The organism is Bacillus sp. FH (genome assembly GCF_052216825.1).
GTDB lineage: Bacteria > Bacillota > Bacilli > Bacillales > Bacillaceae_G > Bacillus_A > Bacillus_A paranthracis.
Window position 1 is genome coordinate 506,293 of sequence record NZ_JBQOUU010000001.1, and the last position, 18,294, is coordinate 524,586.

22 protein-coding genes and 4 pseudogenes are annotated in these 18,294 nt (G+C 32.5%); 2 read left to right on the plus strand and 24 right to left on the minus strand.

What is annotated here, in order from left to right; all coding sequences use genetic code 11:
• Positions 1-190 precede the first annotated feature (190 nt).
• Complete coding sequence (locus ACTT1L_RS02695; protein WP_071743231.1) at positions 191-808, plus strand: DUF4241 domain-containing protein; 618 nt, start codon at positions 191-193, stop codon at positions 806-808.
• A gap of 127 nt (positions 809-935) precedes the next feature.
• On the opposite strand, the gene ACTT1L_RS02700 is transcribed toward ACTT1L_RS02695, so the two are convergent.
• Positions 936-1,187: a hypothetical protein gene (locus ACTT1L_RS02700; RefSeq protein ID WP_000804106.1), complete on the minus strand. Its 252-nt coding sequence runs from the start codon at positions 1,185-1,187 to the stop codon at positions 936-938.
• A gap of 237 nt (positions 1,188-1,424) precedes the next feature.
• Complete coding sequence (locus ACTT1L_RS02705) at positions 1,425-1,757, minus strand: DUF3895 domain-containing protein (protein ID WP_063245632.1); 333 nt, start codon at positions 1,755-1,757, stop codon at positions 1,425-1,427.
• 306 nt (positions 1,758-2,063) lie between these two features.
• Here ACTT1L_RS02705 and ACTT1L_RS02710 point away from each other — a divergent pair, with 306 nt between their 5' ends.
• Positions 2,064-2,318, plus strand: a complete 255-nt coding sequence (locus ACTT1L_RS02710) for a SunI/YnzG family protein (protein ID WP_000900622.1) — start codon at positions 2,064-2,066, stop codon at positions 2,316-2,318.
• Between the two features lie 159 nt (positions 2,319-2,477).
• Here the strand turns inward: ACTT1L_RS02710 and ACTT1L_RS02715 are convergent.
• The 22 genes and pseudogenes from ACTT1L_RS02715 to ACTT1L_RS02820 all read right to left on the minus strand — a co-directional run.
• Positions 2,478-2,717 (minus strand): annotated as a pseudogene (locus ACTT1L_RS02715) (Imm30 family immunity protein); the annotation flags it as partial.
• 70 nt (positions 2,718-2,787) lie between these two features.
• Positions 2,788-3,063: a hypothetical protein gene (locus ACTT1L_RS02720; RefSeq protein WP_442821781.1), complete on the minus strand. Its 276-nt coding sequence runs from the start codon at positions 3,061-3,063 to the stop codon at positions 2,788-2,790.
• 444 nt (positions 3,064-3,507) lie between these two features.
• Complete coding sequence (locus ACTT1L_RS02725; RefSeq protein ID WP_061130547.1) at positions 3,508-4,164, minus strand: SMI1/KNR4 family protein; 657 nt, start codon at positions 4,162-4,164, stop codon at positions 3,508-3,510.
• 175 nt (positions 4,165-4,339) lie between these two features.
• Positions 4,340-4,771: an SMI1/KNR4 family protein gene (locus ACTT1L_RS02730; RefSeq protein WP_061130546.1), complete on the minus strand. Its 432-nt coding sequence runs from the start codon at positions 4,769-4,771 to the stop codon at positions 4,340-4,342.
• 340 nt (positions 4,772-5,111) lie between these two features.
• Entirely contained in the window at positions 5,112-5,456 is a 345-nt protein-coding gene (locus ACTT1L_RS02735) for a DUF2185 domain-containing protein (RefSeq protein WP_061130545.1), read from the minus strand.
• A gap of 589 nt (positions 5,457-6,045) precedes the next feature.
• The gene (locus ACTT1L_RS02740; protein WP_061130544.1) at positions 6,046-6,507 is read right to left on the minus strand and encodes an Imm30 family immunity protein; all 462 of its coding nucleotides are present in this window, start codon (positions 6,505-6,507) and stop codon (positions 6,046-6,048) included.
• A gap of 22 nt (positions 6,508-6,529) precedes the next feature.
• Positions 6,530-7,093, minus strand: coding sequence for a hypothetical protein (locus ACTT1L_RS02745; protein WP_442821782.1), 564 nt, complete (start codon positions 7,091-7,093; stop codon positions 6,530-6,532).
• Positions 7,094-7,272: 179 nt separating this feature from the next.
• Positions 7,273-7,980, minus strand: coding sequence for a pentapeptide repeat-containing protein (locus ACTT1L_RS02750; RefSeq protein ID WP_016718037.1), 708 nt, complete (start codon positions 7,978-7,980; stop codon positions 7,273-7,275).
• 19 nt (positions 7,981-7,999) lie between these two features.
• Complete coding sequence (locus tag ACTT1L_RS02755; RefSeq protein WP_073530243.1) at positions 8,000-8,779, minus strand: hypothetical protein; 780 nt, start codon at positions 8,777-8,779, stop codon at positions 8,000-8,002.
• Between the two features lie 48 nt (positions 8,780-8,827).
• Positions 8,828-9,648 (minus strand): annotated as a pseudogene (locus ACTT1L_RS02760) (ADP-ribosyltransferase).
• A 242-nt stretch (positions 9,649-9,890) separates the two neighbouring features.
• Positions 9,891-10,595 (minus strand): hypothetical protein, encoded by a 705-nt coding sequence (locus ACTT1L_RS02765; protein ID WP_061182336.1) that lies wholly within the window; start codon positions 10,593-10,595, stop codon positions 9,891-9,893.
• Positions 10,596-11,212: 617 nt separating this feature from the next.
• Complete coding sequence (locus ACTT1L_RS02770) at positions 11,213-11,728, minus strand: SecY-interacting protein Syd (RefSeq protein WP_174888012.1); 516 nt, start codon at positions 11,726-11,728, stop codon at positions 11,213-11,215.
• 37 nt (positions 11,729-11,765) lie between these two features.
• Complete coding sequence (locus ACTT1L_RS02775; protein ID WP_161939536.1) at positions 11,766-11,963, minus strand: hypothetical protein; 198 nt, start codon at positions 11,961-11,963, stop codon at positions 11,766-11,768.
• A gap of 43 nt (positions 11,964-12,006) precedes the next feature.
• Positions 12,007-12,708, minus strand: a complete 702-nt coding sequence (locus ACTT1L_RS02780; RefSeq protein WP_061182614.1) for a hypothetical protein — start codon at positions 12,706-12,708, stop codon at positions 12,007-12,009.
• 261 nt (positions 12,709-12,969) lie between these two features.
• A pseudogene (locus ACTT1L_RS02785) lies at positions 12,970-13,159 on the minus strand (HNH endonuclease); the annotation flags it as partial.
• A 545-nt stretch (positions 13,160-13,704) separates the two neighbouring features.
• Complete coding sequence (locus ACTT1L_RS02790) at positions 13,705-14,109, minus strand: immunity 22 family protein (protein WP_000431156.1); 405 nt, start codon at positions 14,107-14,109, stop codon at positions 13,705-13,707.
• A gap of 313 nt (positions 14,110-14,422) precedes the next feature.
• Positions 14,423-15,579 (minus strand): IS3 family transposase gene (locus ACTT1L_RS02795; RefSeq protein ID WP_140385531.1). Its coding sequence is split into 2 segments (ribosomal slippage): positions 14,423-15,327 and positions 15,327-15,579, totalling 1,158 coding nucleotides; the frame shifts between segments, so codons are not numbered across the junction.
• Between the two features lie 150 nt (positions 15,580-15,729).
• Entirely contained in the window at positions 15,730-16,122 is a 393-nt protein-coding gene (locus tag ACTT1L_RS02800; RefSeq protein ID WP_073530252.1) for an immunity 22 family protein, read from the minus strand.
• A gap of 7 nt (positions 16,123-16,129) precedes the next feature.
• Complete coding sequence (locus ACTT1L_RS02805) at positions 16,130-16,783, minus strand: hypothetical protein (RefSeq protein ID WP_240814055.1); 654 nt, start codon at positions 16,781-16,783, stop codon at positions 16,130-16,132.
• Between the two features lie 235 nt (positions 16,784-17,018).
• Positions 17,019-17,528: an Imm6 family immunity protein gene (locus tag ACTT1L_RS02810; protein WP_076874018.1), complete on the minus strand. Its 510-nt coding sequence runs from the start codon at positions 17,526-17,528 to the stop codon at positions 17,019-17,021.
• A gap of 15 nt (positions 17,529-17,543) precedes the next feature.
• Positions 17,544-18,056, minus strand: coding sequence for a hypothetical protein (locus ACTT1L_RS02815; protein WP_016118296.1), 513 nt, complete (start codon positions 18,054-18,056; stop codon positions 17,544-17,546).
• 27 nt (positions 18,057-18,083) lie between these two features.
• Positions 18,084-18,257, minus strand: a pseudogene (locus ACTT1L_RS02820) (hypothetical protein); the annotation flags it as partial.
• Between the last annotated feature and the right edge of the window lie 37 nt (positions 18,258-18,294).

The window sequence follows — 18,294 nt, forward strand, 5'->3', positions numbered from 1 at the left end:
TGTTGCGGAACTATTAGAAAAACGCGGGTACGATATGCCGCAGAGTTTTTAGAAGTTCATGGCGATAATATCGAAGTTATAGAAACATACAAAGGCGCTAGAAATACCACAGAACACAAATGTAACTCATATAAAAATATATGGGAGGCAGCACCAACAAATATTTTAAAAGGAAAGGGAGAGAAACATTATGTCAAAGTTATTACGTGAATTATCTAAACCGGATAGTGAGGCTCTGCGTTCCGAAGCACTAGAACAGTTGAAAGTTACTTCAGGTAAAATTGTCGCTTGTGATCCTCTTATTTTTAATGAAAATCACTTCGAACAAACAATTCAGCCAGGTACATATCCAATTGTTGCTTGGTGGCATAAGGAAGATGGAGTCATTGCTGGTGCTGAATTGAAATTGTCGGAGTCAAAAGCGGTAGGATGGAAGATGGCAACAAAACCAGGACAAAATGTAAGTGAACTGGAAGACGGTTATATTTTTGGTTACCCAGTTGATACAAGCTTAGGGTGCTTTGCAGATGTTGAAGCAATTAGTAAGTTAGAAGAAATAGAAGACAGGTTACAACAAGAACTAGGAGAAGAATTTACTAGTTTGTATGATGATCTTATAGATGACATACTAACAGAACATGATGAAGATTGGGGAAATTGCGTGGTTTGTGAGGAAACAGGAAGTAATATCATTATATTCCGTTCAGGTTATGGAGATGGATTTTATCCTTCCTATTGGGGAATCGATGAAGCAGGAAAAATCGTTTCACTTGTTACTGATTTTCAAGTGCTACATGAGGAAAATTGAGGACAACATCAATAATGATATAAGAGTCAATATTTTTTCTTTTACAGCGTCAAATATCCCCCGTCTAATATTTGCAAATAACCCGTGGGATAATCTCCTTATATACTACTGGTTCTAATAAATAGGGTTATATTCTTAAGTGAATATAACCCGTCATTTTATCATGATAGAGTTGAACTTCAGACACTCTACGCTCCGAAATTACTTTTTCTATGATTTCCTGGCGATTATATTCTACCTGCACCGTTTCACAGTTTCCCCAATGAGTAGGAGCGGATTTTTCGTTTGACTCAAATACATCTAGAAGACGATTCAATATCTCTTCCTCGTTAAATGCTACAGTCGGATACATTGCGATTGTAAAATAATTCGGTTTCATTTTAATCCCCCCTTTTTATTAGAAACGAGGTTATGTAACTAATTTCATTTATCACTGCCAGATAAGTTTGAACCCTTTCCACTATTAATCATGTAACTTATTTAAAAACTCCGTAAAATTATTAGCAATATAGCTTTCATACATCCTCCCTCAAAAAAAATCCCCACGCTTATGTGAAAATAATCTTTCAACACAAATATGAGGACTTCCTTATTTCATTACTATACTTTACACATTTTATTCGTTAGAATCTTCTTCATTCAATTTATATACTCTATCTCTTTTCTCATCACTTTTGACAAAAATAAGCTTTCCTTCTTTAACAAAACCTTCTAATAGTAAGCATACTTGCCCATATGCTTTAGGCTTATTCGTTGTGAATCTCTCATCTGATATTTTACCAGCTCGTATTAATTGTTCGCATAACTCAAGTGCACTTATTTCTTCAGAATTAATTAACTCTAAAATATCCTTTTGTAAGGGCGATAAAGGCACGGGGGGCTCAGCTACCTCCACCTTTTCTCGTTTGTTTTCTTCTTCAAATAAATCTTCGAATGAAATTTGATTCATACTTCTTTTCCTTTCTAACGATTGATTTGTATAACATGAACTGAATCCTATAGCGTATGTATTATTATGTTACCTTTTTTCATAAATCCCAAACTCATGTACATCGTTTCATATAGTATATTCCGATTATACCAAATATACGTTCTGTTTTCTATTGTAGAATTCGTTATAATAGGAATGAAAGTAATAATGAACATTTTCTCGTTGTTAATTGTATACTCTCTGTAAAAAAATACAATTAAAATTTATAAATTTGTATAATAAAATAGTACGAGTGAAATTTTATTATAGAAAGGTTCTGGTAATATGTTAGGTATTCATGTTGAAAAAACAAAAGATGAACTAATTATTTCATGGCAATTCTCTAAAATTCATATTCCATTATGTGAAATCACTGAGGTAACGGAAGATAATACATATGCTGGTGTTGAAGAAAAAAGCGTAATCCGAATTGGAACAGCATATGGTACAACTGATCGTATTTTAATTAAGACAGTAAAACAAAATTATTTATTATTCACTACTAATAGAGTATCCATTTTAAATAAAATAAAAGCTTAATTGTTTTTCTTCCTATATTTAAACGTTAAACACTTTCATTCTATTATAGGAAACGCTACAAAAGGTTCGTTGATTACTCCTGCTCCTAATTCGGAAGCATATGGTGAAACTATATAACACAAACACCCTAGCTCTTCGCTAGGGTATTCTTAGTTTTATCTATAATACAGTAGTTCTACAATTCTTATTTACTCCTTGTAATTGACTAAGAACCTCATTGGCAGTCCTCTCAAATCTTTTAGGGTTATCAGCAATAATTTCATTAAGTAAATTAATTATCATTAGTTGTATATCATGATTCATTCCTACAAGTACTTTAGCATACTCACTTCTATATAAATCATTATTTAAAATTCTTACGTTTAGTAGCATTGCCCACTCTTTTGCACTCTCAAACATTACAAGAATTATATTTTGCTTTTTATAAAACTTCTCCCTTATTTTATCACGTCTTGTTTTTCCTCTATCACTATCTGTTAGTTAATTCTTTGGCGATTGTTTCATCTTTATATAATTCTTGTAATAATGTATGTGGATAATCATTGTGACTGTCCATATATGCACGTACGCCACCCACAATGGTTATTCCCTTAGTATCCTCGTTATTCTCTAATATTTCTAACGCTTTCTTATATCTTTTATATATTAATTGTAAAATACCACTATTAATATCTTTCGCATAGTCTTTCTCCAACTTATGTATCACGACTTTTACTTGTTGAATTAACTGCCTTTTCTTGTTCACTATGTCCTCCTATTTAATTATCATAAATTTTATTTCTATTTTTCACCACTCCAACAATGGCCTTTCCTCAACTAACTTAGTATTTTCACCATACTTCATCCCTGTAGCCACCTTCCGCGTCCATCGTCCTTCGTTCCCATTCTCCATACTGTATTCACTTATGGATATTCTTTTGAATTTCATTGATTTTTTGTAAGTATCTTTACTCATGCAGAGCTACCTCGAAACCCCATTGCCCTCGCTTCGAAATAAATTCTAATCAAAAACAACTCTCAATCCTAAGTTTTACGATAAATAAAAAACATCCATCTTGAAAAAAGATTGATCAAAATGGATTCTTCTTCAGCAGATTTTTGTTTGGACTTTATAAAAAATCCAAGCATTTTCTGCCTGTATCGCTCTATCATCGTTCCTGATTGTTCTCGCTAAAGTAAAGAGGCATTATTAAACTTTCTTAATATACTCATACACTTCTTTAGGTTTTATATTAAGCATGTGGGCAATTTCCGTTATTTTCTTTCCTTCTTCCTTCATCTTTTTTACTTTTCTCTCCATTGTTTGCTCATATTTTTCTGCAATATCAAATAATGGACTTAATAAAGAGTGCCATATTTCAAAATCAGTAAATTTATTTCTTTTCAAAAACTCATTTAGCAATATTTCCAATTCTTTAGTTTGTATCATTCTTTTACCTTCTAACACTTGTTTCTCAGTAAGAAAATCACCTATATCTTTCATAAAATTAATAAATGATTCCATGGAATCTGCAAGAAAATCGCCACCACTCCAACTATCCATTCCGTGCATGAGGGAAGATATAGGGTATCCTTCTTCACTTAAGTCAATAATAATTGGATCTCCACACATAGTTTCATATGCAATAACAATCCAATTTGCATCCCAAGTATCTTCCTCATCGGTTACAAGGGAGTTTCCATCGGTGTCAATGCTGTATCCTACTTGAAATTCATCTAATTGCTCAAAAGAACATACATCAAAATTTACATACTCTCTAATTTTTTTATGTTCTAAGTTCATAAGTTCTAAATTTCTCTTTATCTCTACTTTTTGATGATAAGAATTAAATTGTATCATTGTCATTTTTACTACATCCCTATTCATACTTTATATGTATTCTTTTGTATCTGGTTGTTTACTAACAAACTAAGCCAAGAATATTAATAATAGATATTGTTATTTTTTCTTTGCTGTATTCCCTATAGTTATTAGAAAACAAATTACAATGAAACTATAACACCAAATTCTCTACATGTTCTCAAATGTCTAATAAGATATTCACACCTACATTATTTACTAATAACTCGGTTAAAGATGGTGCAATTTTAACTGCATCCTCCATGTCTAAATTTCCAAAACTGTTATAGTATATACCAAAACCATCTTTACCTTGTAGATAAATTAATGCACCCCCACCTTCATCATCACCAATTGCGAGTGAATAAAGAAGGTAATTCTGCACTTTATAAGCTTCATTCATTTCTATGCAATCCGAAGCTCCCCATATCCTAATATACATTTGGTCATTAACATTAATTTCAACATTTGAAGCTAGCTGAATCATTTCTATATATTCTGTAGGTACATCTATTACTGAGAAATGCTGAAGCGCTTTAATTTCTTTTTCTTTCGAAGGAGGTTCTTTTGTATCAACAGTATACATAGCACTGATATTATGTATTATGTTCATTTTAATTTTAACTTTCTATTTTTGTTGAGAAAACAGTGATGAAAAAGACGAGCTTTTTTATTTAAACTGATTGATTCGAGTGTATGTTGGAAGTGGTAATGAATGCTTCAGAGCATTTACAGAACTTCTTTACAAGCAACGAATCGAACGAGACATGAGAAAAGCTATCCTTGAAGTTCGTAAAAACAAAGAAACCATTAACTTAAACAAAGATGATAAATAACTCTTGTCATGAAATGACACTTAAAAAAGTCAACAGCTACGTTCTCCTAACGTAGCTGTTGACTTTTCTTATTGGAAATGTATTTTTGGCAGTGCCCAAAGAACTCACAAAATAGCATCAATTTCCTTTTACAATTTGACCAATATCTTTCTCATCTTCACTTATCAAATCATAAAATCCTACATGAACACCTTCTTTATACAACCAACATAGGTCTGTTCCATAGGGAGCATCAAAAATTTCTAACATAACTGGTGCTATTTCTAATACAGAGTTTGCTCCTAAAACTTGAAAGTTACTAGAATCATTTACATATTCATCATTATCTTCTGAAGAGTAAATAGTCCACCCATTTAATTGAGGAACTTCTGATTTTTCTCTAAATGTATAACGTATTGGTTTTCCTGCTACAACATTCTTAGAAACAATAAAACCTCCATAGTCAGAATTATTAACTTTCATATTCATACTCCTCAATAAGATTTAATAAATCATTTCTCAAAGAATACTCTTTGGTATAATCCACACATGATCTTTCAAATGATACTTTGAACCACTACTAATCCACACCTTTTGCTCTTCTAATTTCAATTATACAATATTAACAATCTATTTTCTTTTATTAATATATACCGCGCATTATTCATTAAGTTTACATACATCTATGAAAAAAGCACTTGTTGTCCAAAATAACAATCAAGTGCTTTAAGTTCATATGTTTTTAAGTAGCATAAATTTGTAAGTTTTGTAGTAACAGTATGACACCTTTTGTATATCATGACAACTACTACATTAAAACTTACGAGTTTGTACGAGTTCGTTAGTTTTATGTCCATTCCATGTGTTTATATTTATCGCCATGTAAAATGTCATCTCGCCTAAGCTCGTACTTCGTTTTCTATTCTACCATTGCACATAATACTCTATGATGGTACAACCATCATGGAGTATGCACTTTTAAACAACCTATTCTTTTTCTTTCCACTACAATAATAAGTTCTTTTGTTGTTGACTTGCCTTATGTGCTTTTATATCTTTTCAACTTTAAACATTAGATGCTCTTAATTACCTCATTAACAGATTCACTAAACATATCAGGGTCTTCATTTTTTATATCAATCAATAATTCTTTAATACTAATCGTAATTGATGGATCAAATCCCGAAAGTACTTTTCCATATGCTAATCTTACTTGAGGGTGATTAAGAATTCTATAATGTAAAATTTCTACCCATTCTTTTGCTGAGTTAATCATCTTCGGAACAGCTTTAGCAATACATACAAGTCCTTCTTCTATATTATTTTTATATAAGCTCTCTATTCCATGAATCAAACCAAACATAACCTCAAATTGCTCAGTCTCATCATCCAAAACTAAACATAAATCTGTAATAACAGAGACGTCGTTGTACTCTATTACTTCCATTAATGACTCATTAAAATCTCGTATCTCATTTTCATTTTCTAATAAACGATTATCGTATAGTCTTTTTAGATGACTCTTAATATCCAAAGGTAATCATCCTTTCCATGTTTTATTTATCAAATAAATGCGGATACAGCTCTTTGTTTCTTTTAATAACTTCTCTTAAACCTTCTCTTATCTCAGCAGTATATAAACCATCTTTTATATAAATTCTTCGAGCATCCAAAATATCATGAGCTAAGGCATCACGAAAGCTAAGGTTTAAATACGCCTTCGATTTTTCTCCTGATAGACCATATGTATATGTTTCACGATGTCTCCCACCGGTTCCAGGATGAGGTTGTTCCATATTCATACTCACACCATCATTCCTTTTTATACCAGCTTGTTTCATTTTCTCTGCAGAAGGCATATGATGTGGAGTAATATTATCAAAAGCAGTTCCTTGTTTCACAAGTTGTTTATAGGTTCCAACTTTTCCTTCATTAGTCAATAGAGCTTTACCCGTACCCTTAACCCCACCACTCTCCAAATTCGAGATCCTACTCTGAATACTCGCCTTAGAGGCATCATGGGCTTCTTGGAACTTCCCGCTATAGTTCGTTCCAGATCTAGCGACACTTCCATCTGGCAGTATTTCTACACCTTTAACGAATGGGGTTACGGAGTCCACACCTTTTGCTAATGTATTTTCAATTATATAATATTCCCAACTTAATCTATCTAACAATCCTTAAAAATAATCTATATTGATTTTCACTTATTTATCAATCTCTAATATCTCTAAGAAAAAAGCACTCGCTACCAATCATAGGTTTTCGAGTGCTCAAATGTATATAATCCCCATCATATTTAAATCATTTTTAAGATTTGTTCCTTCACATTTTCGTCAAATTTGGCTCCTTCTACCTTTGCTCCTGTCCAAACTACATTGTCAAGTTTAGCACCGGTAAAATTCGCGTCAGTAAAATCACCATTTAAAAGGGTCGCTCCCGTTAAATCTGCGTCAGTAAAATCTGCGTTTCTAGCGTTTACTTCTGATAAATTAGCATCTTCTAAATATGCTTTTTCAAAGTTACCTTCTGTAAGATTCGCGTTGCTGAAATTTGTTCCCGTACAGTCGGCCTGTTTTGCATCTATTTTATATAAATTTGCTCGTCGAAAAGTAGCATGATTTAATATCGTTCCAACTAATTCTCCATATGAAAAATCAACTTCATCAAAACATGTTTCAAAACAACTACTTATATTTACCTTTGCATATTTCATATTGGCTTTAAAGAAATTAGCTTCACCAAATCTACAATCTGCAATATGTATTTCCTCTAAATTACAGCTCCTGAAATCAGCAAACTCAAAATCACAATCAAAAAAAGATGCTCTCATTAGTGAAGAAGCTCTTAAATGGACTTGTTTTGCCATGATCCCCTCTGCCATCACCTCTGACAAATCAGAAAAAGTAAGGTCTAAATTGCTCATATCTAGCCCATCTATAATTTCATCATTGTATTGAGATTGATTTAATATTTCCATGACTCTTATTCTATCATTCTCATTCATTATTACGAGCTCCTTTCATTTAGCTTTTCAGATAGTCCTTCCAACCAATATTTGGAGAATAAGTTACACCCATTTGATCTTCATCAAAACTTGGTATAGCCATTACTTGTGCTGGTTCCAAATACTTCATTACTTGTAGCCAATTATCAAGTAATGTATCACTATCACTCTCTAATGGATTATTTAAAATATCAATACAAAGGCCACCCCAATCTAGCTCAGATACCACAACTGGACTATTTTGTAATAATTCCTTATCAAACATTTCTAAAATATGACCGCTAAAGTATGTTCTAGCCCCTACCCCTAAGGGACCGTTAGGAAGAAACCTAACTGGTATTGGTTGGGAAGATATTTCCATCCACATTTGTAATCGTTCACGTTCGGTATTCCACGGATATGATAAAGGCCAAAAAATTTGAGTTACTCCATAACTTGGTTTCGCAATTTCTGCAATTTGGTCAGATAACTCAAAAAAAGCAGGCCATAATTTTTTAGGTATCGATTTATGAAACTCAAACTTCAAAAATGAGCGATGACTCCAGTTAACTTCAAAACTCCCACTATAGTTCACCGATTTATCACGATAAAGGTAAACTTCTGATACTTTATGCTCTGAAACTACTTTTTCCAGGATTTCCTGACGATTATATTCTACCCGTACGGTTTCACTGTTACCCCAATGAGTAGGAGCAAATTTTTCATTTGACTCAAACACATCCAAAAGACGACCTAATACTTCTTCTTCGTTAAAAGATACTGTAGGATACATTGTAATTGAGAAAAAATCAGGTTTCATGTATATCCTCCTTAATACTAAAAAATATAGTCACATAATAATTTTTATTCATAGTTTTTTCCACCTACCTCCACCAGGTAAACGTGTATTGTTCTCCCATTTATGAGTCACTTTACCGCTATTTGGATCAGTGTAGTAAATCTCACTCTTTTCTCCTAAAGGCCTACTTGGTCTTGGATGAGGAGGAATCCCATTCAAATCGGGTTTATCACTTGATATTGTCACAATATGACTTCCATTTTTATCTTCGAGCATTTCCCTTTCAGCTCGCATTTGACTGTCATTATGAATAACGTGTTCTTTGTCACTTATTTTGTGTTTGTGATCATGAACTAAATCGATTTCATCCTTAGCATTACGACCTATAGCGTAAGATGCCCTTCACTGGATGTATACGTAACAACCTTACCAAGGTTATTGTTCTCTAGCTTACGGTCAAGATGTTCTCCTAAAGCTTTTCTTCCTTTTATTTCTTCTTCCCTACCACACTCTGTGATTTTTTTTAGATTCTCATTCCTAACATCCCATTTTTCACGATCTAAAGGTGGGATCGTTTCTTTACAATGACGTTCATATCTAATATCATTTGCTACTTTATACTCTCCCTGAGCCTCAGCTTCATCTATTTTCTTTCGATAGTATTTTTCTCGTTCTGGAGTTAGTTTAACTTTTTTGGGTTTTGCATTACTACCTTTACCCGTACCCTTAACCCCACCACTCTCCAAATTCGAGATCCTACTCTGAATACTCGCCTTTGAGGCATCATGGGCTTCTTTTACGCTTTCACTGAATTTCATTCCACCGTATCTACGTACGCTTCCATCAAGTAATACTTCTTCACCTCTAATGAAGGCGGTTGTTTCGTCCACACCTTTTACTAATGTATTTTCAATTATATAATACTAGTAATTTGTGTTAGCCCTAATTTATAGCATGCTTACCTATTAAAAAAGCACTTGTTGCCCTTCGTAGACAATCAAGTGCTTTAATTTCATATGTTTTATAAGTAACATTAATCCGTCACTATTCTTTTTTCAATAGTCCAATCTTTATCACCAAGATCTTTGTCGTTATCGTGGACAAATACTATGATAAAAACACCTTTACCTAGTTACGCTTCAAAGCCAATTACAATCCACTCATCTACATAACTCCAAAAACTGATTTTATATTTGGGCTTTAATTTTGCAGACCAAAAGGTAGCAGTGTTATCAATACAATTATTGTAATCTATAGCTACGTAACTCCCCATACCATTAGTGAAAAAGCCAAACGATGAATCTAGGTTGATTTTTATAGGCTCTTCTAAATCATCAATAATACTCCATTCAATACCCTCGTCCCCAAGATATGTTACTGATTCAAGTGGAACTAAGCCCATTGATTCACTCGCATAGTAATAAAATCCATCATGAACATTTTTATAAAAACTTCGAATTGAAGCAGGTATTTTATCCCATGCATCCTCTAATTCTATATTTTTTTGTCCCTTTTGAGGATTACACCCTTCGTAATATAATATGTCTCCTTTGGAATTTCTTATTGTGTATAAAATCGAATAAGCCCCTTCTACATCCATAATTTCAACATTTGTTAGATGTTTATTTAGATAAGAGATCGTATTCCGTAATTCAGTCCCTACATTTCTCCCCCATATGTTCAGAAGTAAATCAATTCGCCCTTTAATATCGTCATTATAAAACAGTTCTCTCCATTCAATTGGTATCTCATTATCACCCAGTCTACTAATTTCATCGATTGTTAATATTCGAACATTTTTATTGTACCTTTTTAAATAAGTAAGTTTTTGACCCATCTACTATCCATCTCCCATTTTTCATTGTTTATTAAAGTCGTTAATCTGTTTTTGTATCTTTCTTTCAAGTTCTTTTTCTTTAACTAGCATTTATTTGAGCTAACCGATCCTGCTTTATTTAGATTTTTATACGTTCCTATGTCACCTTCTCTTGGTAACAGTTTTTTGAAGCTACTTCTTTTACAATATTACCTGTTCCCTTAACAACACACCTTTCCAAGTTCGAGGTTCTACTCTGCATACTGAATACCCTCCTTACAGGCCACAAGAACTTCTTTTTACACTTTCATTAATTCATACTTCTACCCCTTTAATGAAGAGTTATTATCACAATATTTCGCTAGTTTATTTTTAATTATATAATACTACCAATATATGTTAGACTTAATTCATAAAAATAATTAAATTTATAACATGCCTATGTATAAAAAAGCACTTGTTGCCTTTCGTAGACAATCAAGTGCTTTAATTTCATATGTTTTTTTAATAGCTTAAATTTTGTAGGTCTTAGCTTGATCTTAATCACATCTTTCTATAAAATACTGCAGTCCAATTGTAGCTAACACTCGGTCTACACTTCATATCAAACCTTTTTTCATATAAATGTTCTTAGTATATTATTTTTGTAACTTTAAATTAGAAATTAACTCATCTAGACTATCCGAAAGCGCTTCAAACGAACCTCGTTCAAAATCCTCCAATTCAACCTTACCACTTACATTATCTAACACAACTATCAAACCGTTCCCTTCTACACCTATTGGAGTCTTATCAACCTTATTATGATTGTTTTTATACCCTTCTAAATTACTTTCGAAGGAATCCAATTCAATATTTGGTAATACAGGTTCTAACCTAATATAATGATTTTCAACAAATCCATCTAAATCAGCAAACCAATAAGAATTAAAATAATCATCAATTGAAGTGTGCAATTTAATTTCAAATTTTTCCTCAATCGTCGTTAAATCATTCTTATTATTTTTTTCAATAGGTTTCCATGAAATTTCTTCTTCATCATCCATTTCACCTATATATATAAATGAACCCACTTCTTCGTTATATGGCGTTTTAAATAAAAAATCTAACCCTTTATCAAAATATTCTTTTCTTAAATTAAAATATTTGCTCATACCATCCTTCATTCCCAAAATAATCACCCTTACTTTTCTAATAGTTCAGCATATTTTGGTTATTCCCCCAAATTCCTGCGCTTTTTTCAGCATTATGAATCCCTCCTAAACCTGGATGTAGCTTTGAGGGTACATCAACAGTTTGACCTCCACCACCAATGTGATGATGTAATAAAGTGTCATTATATAATTCTTTTAAATCATATTGGTGGAAATGTTTTCTAAACCTAAAAATCTCTTTAAGTTTATAGACTTTGTATCAAAATTTTAAGACCCTTTTATTCAAAACCGATAACAATCCATTCATCTACAAAATTCCAAAAGTCAACATTATATTTAGGTTGGCTCTTAGCTGACCAAAAAGTAGCATTGTTATTCTTACAATTTTCATAATCTATAGCTATGTAGCTCCCCATGCCATTACTAAAGAATCCAAAAGATGTTTTTAAATTAATCCTTATAGGTTCTTCCAATTCATCTATAATCCCCCACTCTAAGTCATCATCCCCAAAGTAAGTTATAGTTTCTAATGGCATCAATCCCATTGATTCACTTGTGTAATCATAAAATCCATTATGAACATTTTCGTAAAAGTCCCTAATAGATTCAGGAATTTCTCTCCATGAAGATTCTAATTCCTCATTATTAAAACTATCTTTAGGATTTCTTCCTTCATAATATAAATCTTCTCCACCTTGATTTTTTATTGTATACAAGATTGAATAGGTGTCCTCACTTACCATCAGTTCAATATCCTCAAGGTATTCTGATAAGTAAGCAATAGTATTAGATAAATTATTATCTACATATTTTTTCCATCTACTCAAAATTTTCTTGATTCTCTTTTCTCTATCCTGTTCACTAAATACTTCCACCCATAAATCAGGAATTAAAGGTGAATTTATATTCTTAAATTCATTTGCATTAATCAATTGAATATCTTCATTATACTCTCTTAATATATCTAACTTAGAACTCATTTTTTCCCATCCTTTTTAATATTATTTTATATTATTCTTTGTTAAAATCATTAATTTGTTTTTGCAATATTCTTTCAATCTGTTTTTCTCTTGTAATCATCTTGCTCCTAAAATCAGGACTAACTTCTATTTCATCTGGTGTTCCCTTTTTATAATGTGTCTTAATTCGTTCATTAATTTGTCCAGGTGTTAACTTACCAAATTTATCATGCAGTTTATCCAAGCGATTTGCATATTTTCCTCTTTGAAGCTTTTCACCTTCACTCGTACCCTTAACCCCACCACTCTCCAAATTCGAGATCCTACTCTGAATACTCGCCTTTGAGGCATCATGGGCTTCTTGGAATTTCCCGCTATAATTCGTTCCAGATCTAACGACACTTCCATCTGGCAGTATTTCTACACCTTTAAAGATTGGGAATACGGAGTCCGCACCTTTTGCTAGTTTAATTTCAATTATATAATACTAGTAATTTCTGTTAACCTTAATTCATAAAAATAATTTTTAAACATTTATAACATGCCTATCTAATAAAAAAGCGCTTGTTGTCTTTCGTAGACAATCAAGCGCTTTAAGTTCATTTGTTTTTAAGTAGCGTAAATTTCTAAGTTTTGTAGTAACAGTATGACACCTTGTGTACATCATGACAAATACTATCTTAAAACTTACGAGTTTGTACAAGTTTGTACGAGTTCGTTAGTTTCATATACATTCCATGTGTTTATATTTATCGCCCGGTAAAATGTCATCTCGCCTAAGCTCGTACTTTATTTTCTATTCTATCATTGCACATAACACTCTATGATGGTACAACCATCATGAGGTCTTTACTTTTTAACAGCCTATTCTTTTTCGTTCTCATGCCTTACCTGACTGTGTATACAATTTTAGTACCACATGCTTTATCACTCTAGTATATAACCTATAAGTCCTGTAATAAATACTTAGGCAGTTACTATAGCTAATTGTATTGGTTTCCTTCACTAAATCACAAACTATTCATCCCATTCCTCATATACAACTGACCCCATATAAATTAAATTTCCACTTTTAAATTTAACTTCATCTATATCTCCATCGTACTCAAAATCATATAATCTAATAACAGAATCATAGGTTTCTGGCAATTCTTCCCCATAATGTTCCACAAATTGTGATAAAATTTCCGCTTCGTAAGAGGAACCACTTAAAAGGGTAGTCAACGATGTAGTGGAGCCCTCTATCAAGGTACTCTCTAATAAATCTTGGTTATAATCAATAAAATCAATATTAAAGTCTCTCATGAATTTAGATTGAATTCTGTCCCCAACTTCATCAAACTTAATTTCAACATATTCTTTTAGACTTTGCTTAGTTCTAAAATTACCTATCCATAAAGACATTACGCCCGGATTTTCCATAATGAATCCCCCTATATATAAATTATAGTAACATCACTTATCTTAAGCCTTCAGGTAATGAATTTATTCCACCTTTCAATCTAAAATGTGCCCAATTTTTTAATCTTCTTTTAAATGTACTATAATCTAAAGAACTATCAATAATTTTTAACAACTCATTATGTGTTGTAGTAGAACCTATATCACCATGTTTACCTATTGGATTAACAAATTGTCCCACTCAAATATTAGCTTATTAAATTTAAACTAAAGTAAAAAAACCTTGAAAGGCAATCTGAAGTGACCCCCGAAAACGGGACACCAATCAAAACACCTAAACCACTTGTTCCCTAAATTCTTTAGGGGATAGGTGGTTTAATTTTTCTTGAATTCGCACACAATTGTAGTAATGAATGTATTCTAGCACAATCTTTCGCACAGTTGTGTTGGATACTTTTGTTATCTTTTGTGAATAGAAAGCTTCACTTTTTAAATGACCAAAGAAGCTTTCCATGACGGCATTATCATGGCAATTTCCTCTCCGGGACATGCTGGTGATAATGCCGTTTTCTTTGGCATACGCTTGAAATTCTTTTGCTGTATAAATACTTCCTTGATCTGAGTGAAGAAGGACATCTTTTACTTTTCGCCCTCTCATTGCTTGTTTTAATATCTTCATCGCTAATGTCAGTGTTTGTGATTCGCTGATGACACAACTAATAATTTCACCATTAAAGGCATCCATAATCGTTGATAAATACAAAGTACGCTCTCCAAATAAGAGATACGTCACATCCGTAAACCATTTTTCATTTGGTCTGGATGCATCGAATTGGCGCTCCAATCGATGAGGGGCTACCATTGGCTCCGCACCATTGATATATTTCTTTTTCTTTCGACGTACTTTTGAAAGAATGTGATTTTGTCTCATGATTCGTAATACTTTTTTATGATTGACACACAGTCCCATTTTTCGAAGAGTAGCGGTCACTCTTCGATATCCATACCGGAATTTATGCCTAAGACAAACGTCCTTTATTTTCTCTTCTATACCATCTTTCAAATCTTCCGTTCGTTGTAACCAACGATAAAATGTGGAACGGGGTAATTCTAATACGTTACACAATTCTTTTACCGTTATTTTTGTTTTTACATTTTCCCATAAAGTAACTACAGTTTCTGGTTTCAGCCCCTTTCGATTTCCAGATACTTTCCCCATACAAGTAATTTTGTTTTTAGATGTTTATTTTCTAAACGTAGCTGTTCTAATTCACTGAGCTCTTTTGGTCCTTTTCCATAAGAATATTGTTTTCCTACAGGTTGTTGAAAACGATACGTTTGATTTGTACGATACCATTTCATCCATGTCTTAATTTGGGAAACATTTTTAATTCCGAGTTTCTCCATAATTGTACGATTTGAATAGCCGTCTTTCTTCATTTCAATCACTTTCCACTTTGTTTCTTCTGGGTAATGAACTCTTGTCTTCAAACGAAAAACACCTCCATTGAATTTGCATACTTAGTATGCGAATTCAGGAGGTGTTTTTTTCATGTACCACTATTCGGGTTCACTTCAATCAGCCACTCAAGGTTTTTAATACGCTTAATTTAACTCATATACTTTCATAAAGTTAAAAAATTACCATCTATCATCTACAGTAATTGTATATTGTGCCACACCGATAAACTTCAAATCACTATTTCTAAATTTACCTTTTGTTTTTTGAGCATCATATTCCAAATTGTAAATTAGAATAGCAGCATTAAATTCTTCACTATATCTTATAGTATCAAACTGTTCTAAAAATTGATCGGAGTAAGAAAATCCATCTAATAAATCCTTCACACTGTTTGTCGATTTACTAATCCATTTCTTTTCAATTAAATCGCGATCATAATAATCTAAGTTAAAGTCTTTTTCGAAAGTTGAAGAAATACTGTCTCCATCTTCTGTATACTCAATATTTGTATAATTCATTAACTCTTCCTCATTCTCAAAATTCCCAATCCATATTGATACATGGTCATTCATAATTTTACTACCTCCTTAATTCAATTGGTAATCCCATCTTTCCGCTTTCCAATCTATCTTCTGCCCAATTATTTAATCTTTTTACAAAGGTTTCATAATCTTTTGATGTATCTATAATTCTTAGAATTTGATTATGAGCTACTGTAGAACCTTCGCCACCATGAACACCAGGTGGATTAACAAATTTTACATATTTTGTTAAAGTTCTCATTTCTTTTATATCATTCATTGATATTCCCCACTCTTTAAACTTTGGAGTTCTTGCCACCAAATGCCACTCATGATATCCTCCCGGTCTTCGAATTCTATCTTCAATCCTTTTTCTTAACTTAGGGTCCTCCCACATTTTATTAAACTCTTTTGAAGATAACTCGTCAAACCATTTATTGAACTCTCCATTCCTAATAGAAGGAATATTTATTTTCCCTATAGCTTCACCCGTACCCTTAGTACCACCACTTCCCCGTATCTCCGCAAGCGAAGCTCTAACACTATCAATCTCATCTTGTATCTTCTGATTACTATCAATGCAGTGCCCATGTACCCAGCCTTCTACGTTAGTTCCAACACGTTCGAGAGTTCCGTTATCATTTGTTCTGTAAACAGGAACTTTGACACTTGCTAAGACAAAATTAAAAGGAATGAATCCTACACAATACAAGATTCATTCCTCACTAGATGCTTATAATATTTGTCTAACTTTTTGGGTTCACTTCACAATCAAGTGTTTTTTTAAACTTTAAGTGCAGTTTAACAAAAAAATATTAAGAAACCTATATCAATTTATTACAAATAGCAATGCTCTATATGTCTAATATATGCAAACTAGCTTAATTATTCTTTATAAACAAACCAAGAGCTAAATATTATAAAAAATCCCCAAATTTATTACTTACTTAAAATATATTTATAAAATCTTCTCTTTTTGTTGGAATTTCAGTATTTGTACTCGAGTAATTATTAATAACTGTTTCCATTTCTTTGATTTCCTCTACAGTAATAAAGCTGGTTTCCACTGCACTATTTAAGAAAATTGTAATACTATCGGTAGTAATACTTTCTAATGACTGTGGTAAATATTTTACTTTTTCATTTTTATAGGCTTCCCAAGAAGTATAAGCGACAGCATCAACTAATAGTGACCAGATCCTAGAAATATTCAAATCTTCTTCTTCCTCTGCAAATTCTGAAATTCCTGTAAAGTCTGCGTTATCAATAAGCTCATATAATTCATCCCCAGTAACAGCATGAGATTCAATCCATAACCAACATTTGTCCAAGGCTTCCCTTCCATCCGGATATCTTTCATCATCCTTGCTGATTATAGAAAATACTCTTTCAGCAACTGCTAAAACAAAGCCTACTTTAACTTCTTTTTGTAAATTCTCGATTAATATATTACCCATGATTTCCTCCTTAAATTATTCAATGATCTTTCCATCTTTTAAAACAAAAGATAACAATCCATTAGTTTTAACACTGCCATCAATCTCCGATGTTACTTCTATTGTTAAGTTAGGATATTTTTTGCTAGCTTGATAAAATATACCACTCTTTTCAATAGGATGTGGTTTCAGCAATCCTTTGCTACACTTATTACATACACCTCTTGGGTTAGATTGATGAATTCTAAGTGTACCCGTTACTTCCGTTGGTTCGATTCCTGCTTTTTTTATAGCATAATCAAACTCATTTAAAACTCCTTCTTCAGCATGTCTTGTAAACTGTGCTAACTTAGGATTTTTTAAATGGTCATATGGAGCCCTAATCTCCCTATTTGGTAAGATTGTATCCAATGAAGGCAGTCCAGCTTCTTTTCTAACTTCTGGAGACCCTCCTTCAAAAGCCAAATCCCTAAGGCCTTTTACATCTGTTTTACCAACTGCTATTGTATTAGTCTCTGGAACATTCCACTTTTTCCGTAAAGCATCCAAATCTTCTTTACCTAATTGGATTTTACTATTACCCGTACCCTTAACCCCACCACTCTCCAAATTCGAGATCCTACTCTGAATACTCGCCTTTGAGGCATCATGGGCTTCTTGGAATTTCCCGCTATAGTTCGTTCCAGTTCTAACGACACTTCCATCTGGCAGTATTTCTACACCTTTAACGAATGGGGTTACGGAGTCCACACCTTTTGCTAATGTATTTTCAATTATATAATACTAG

What these genes read in the sequence shown, in the direction of transcription:
- ACTT1L_RS02730 (WP_061130546.1), bottom strand. Translation starts at nt 4,771, where the DNA reads ATGAACATAATACATAATATCAGTGCTATGTATACTGTTGATACAAAA.
- ACTT1L_RS02800 (WP_073530252.1), bottom strand. Translation starts at nt 16,122, where the DNA reads ATGAATGACCATGTATCAATATGGATTGGGAATTTTGAGAATGAGGAA.
- ACTT1L_RS02790 (WP_000431156.1), bottom strand. Translation starts at nt 14,109, where the DNA reads ATGGAAAATCCGGGCGTAATGTCTTTATGGATAGGTAATTTTAGAACT.
- ACTT1L_RS02695 (WP_071743231.1), top strand. Translation starts at nt 191, where the DNA reads ATGTCAAAGTTATTACGTGAATTATCTAAACCGGATAGTGAGGCTCTG.
- ACTT1L_RS02765 (WP_061182336.1), bottom strand. Translation starts at nt 10,595, where the DNA reads ATGGGTCAAAAACTTACTTATTTAAAAAGGTACAATAAAAATGTTCGA.
- ACTT1L_RS02705 (WP_063245632.1), bottom strand. Translation starts at nt 1,757, where the DNA reads ATGAATCAAATTTCATTCGAAGATTTATTTGAAGAAGAAAACAAACGA.
- ACTT1L_RS02700 (WP_000804106.1), bottom strand. Translation starts at nt 1,187, where the DNA reads ATGAAACCGAATTATTTTACAATCGCAATGTATCCGACTGTAGCATTT.
- ACTT1L_RS02755 (WP_073530243.1), bottom strand. Translation starts at nt 8,779, where the DNA reads ATGAAACCTGATTTTTTCTCAATTACAATGTATCCTACAGTATCTTTT.
- ACTT1L_RS02725 (WP_061130547.1), bottom strand. Translation starts at nt 4,164, where the DNA reads ATGACAATGATACAATTTAATTCTTATCATCAAAAAGTAGAGATAAAG.
- ACTT1L_RS02750 (WP_016718037.1), bottom strand. Translation starts at nt 7,980, where the DNA reads ATGAATGAGAATGATAGAATAAGAGTCATGGAAATATTAAATCAATCT.
- ACTT1L_RS02770 (WP_174888012.1), bottom strand. Translation starts at nt 11,728, where the DNA reads ATGAGCAAATATTTTAATTTAAGAAAAGAATATTTTGATAAAGGGTTA.
- ACTT1L_RS02735 (WP_061130545.1), bottom strand. Translation starts at nt 5,456, where the DNA reads ATGAAAGTTAATAATTCTGACTATGGAGGTTTTATTGTTTCTAAGAAT.
- ACTT1L_RS02710 (WP_000900622.1), top strand. Translation starts at nt 2,064, where the DNA reads ATGTTAGGTATTCATGTTGAAAAAACAAAAGATGAACTAATTATTTCA.
- ACTT1L_RS02810 (WP_076874018.1), bottom strand. Translation starts at nt 17,528, where the DNA reads ATGGGTAATATATTAATCGAGAATTTACAAAAAGAAGTTAAAGTAGGC.
- ACTT1L_RS02780 (WP_061182614.1), bottom strand. Translation starts at nt 12,708, where the DNA reads ATGAGTTCTAAGTTAGATATATTAAGAGAGTATAATGAAGATATTCAA.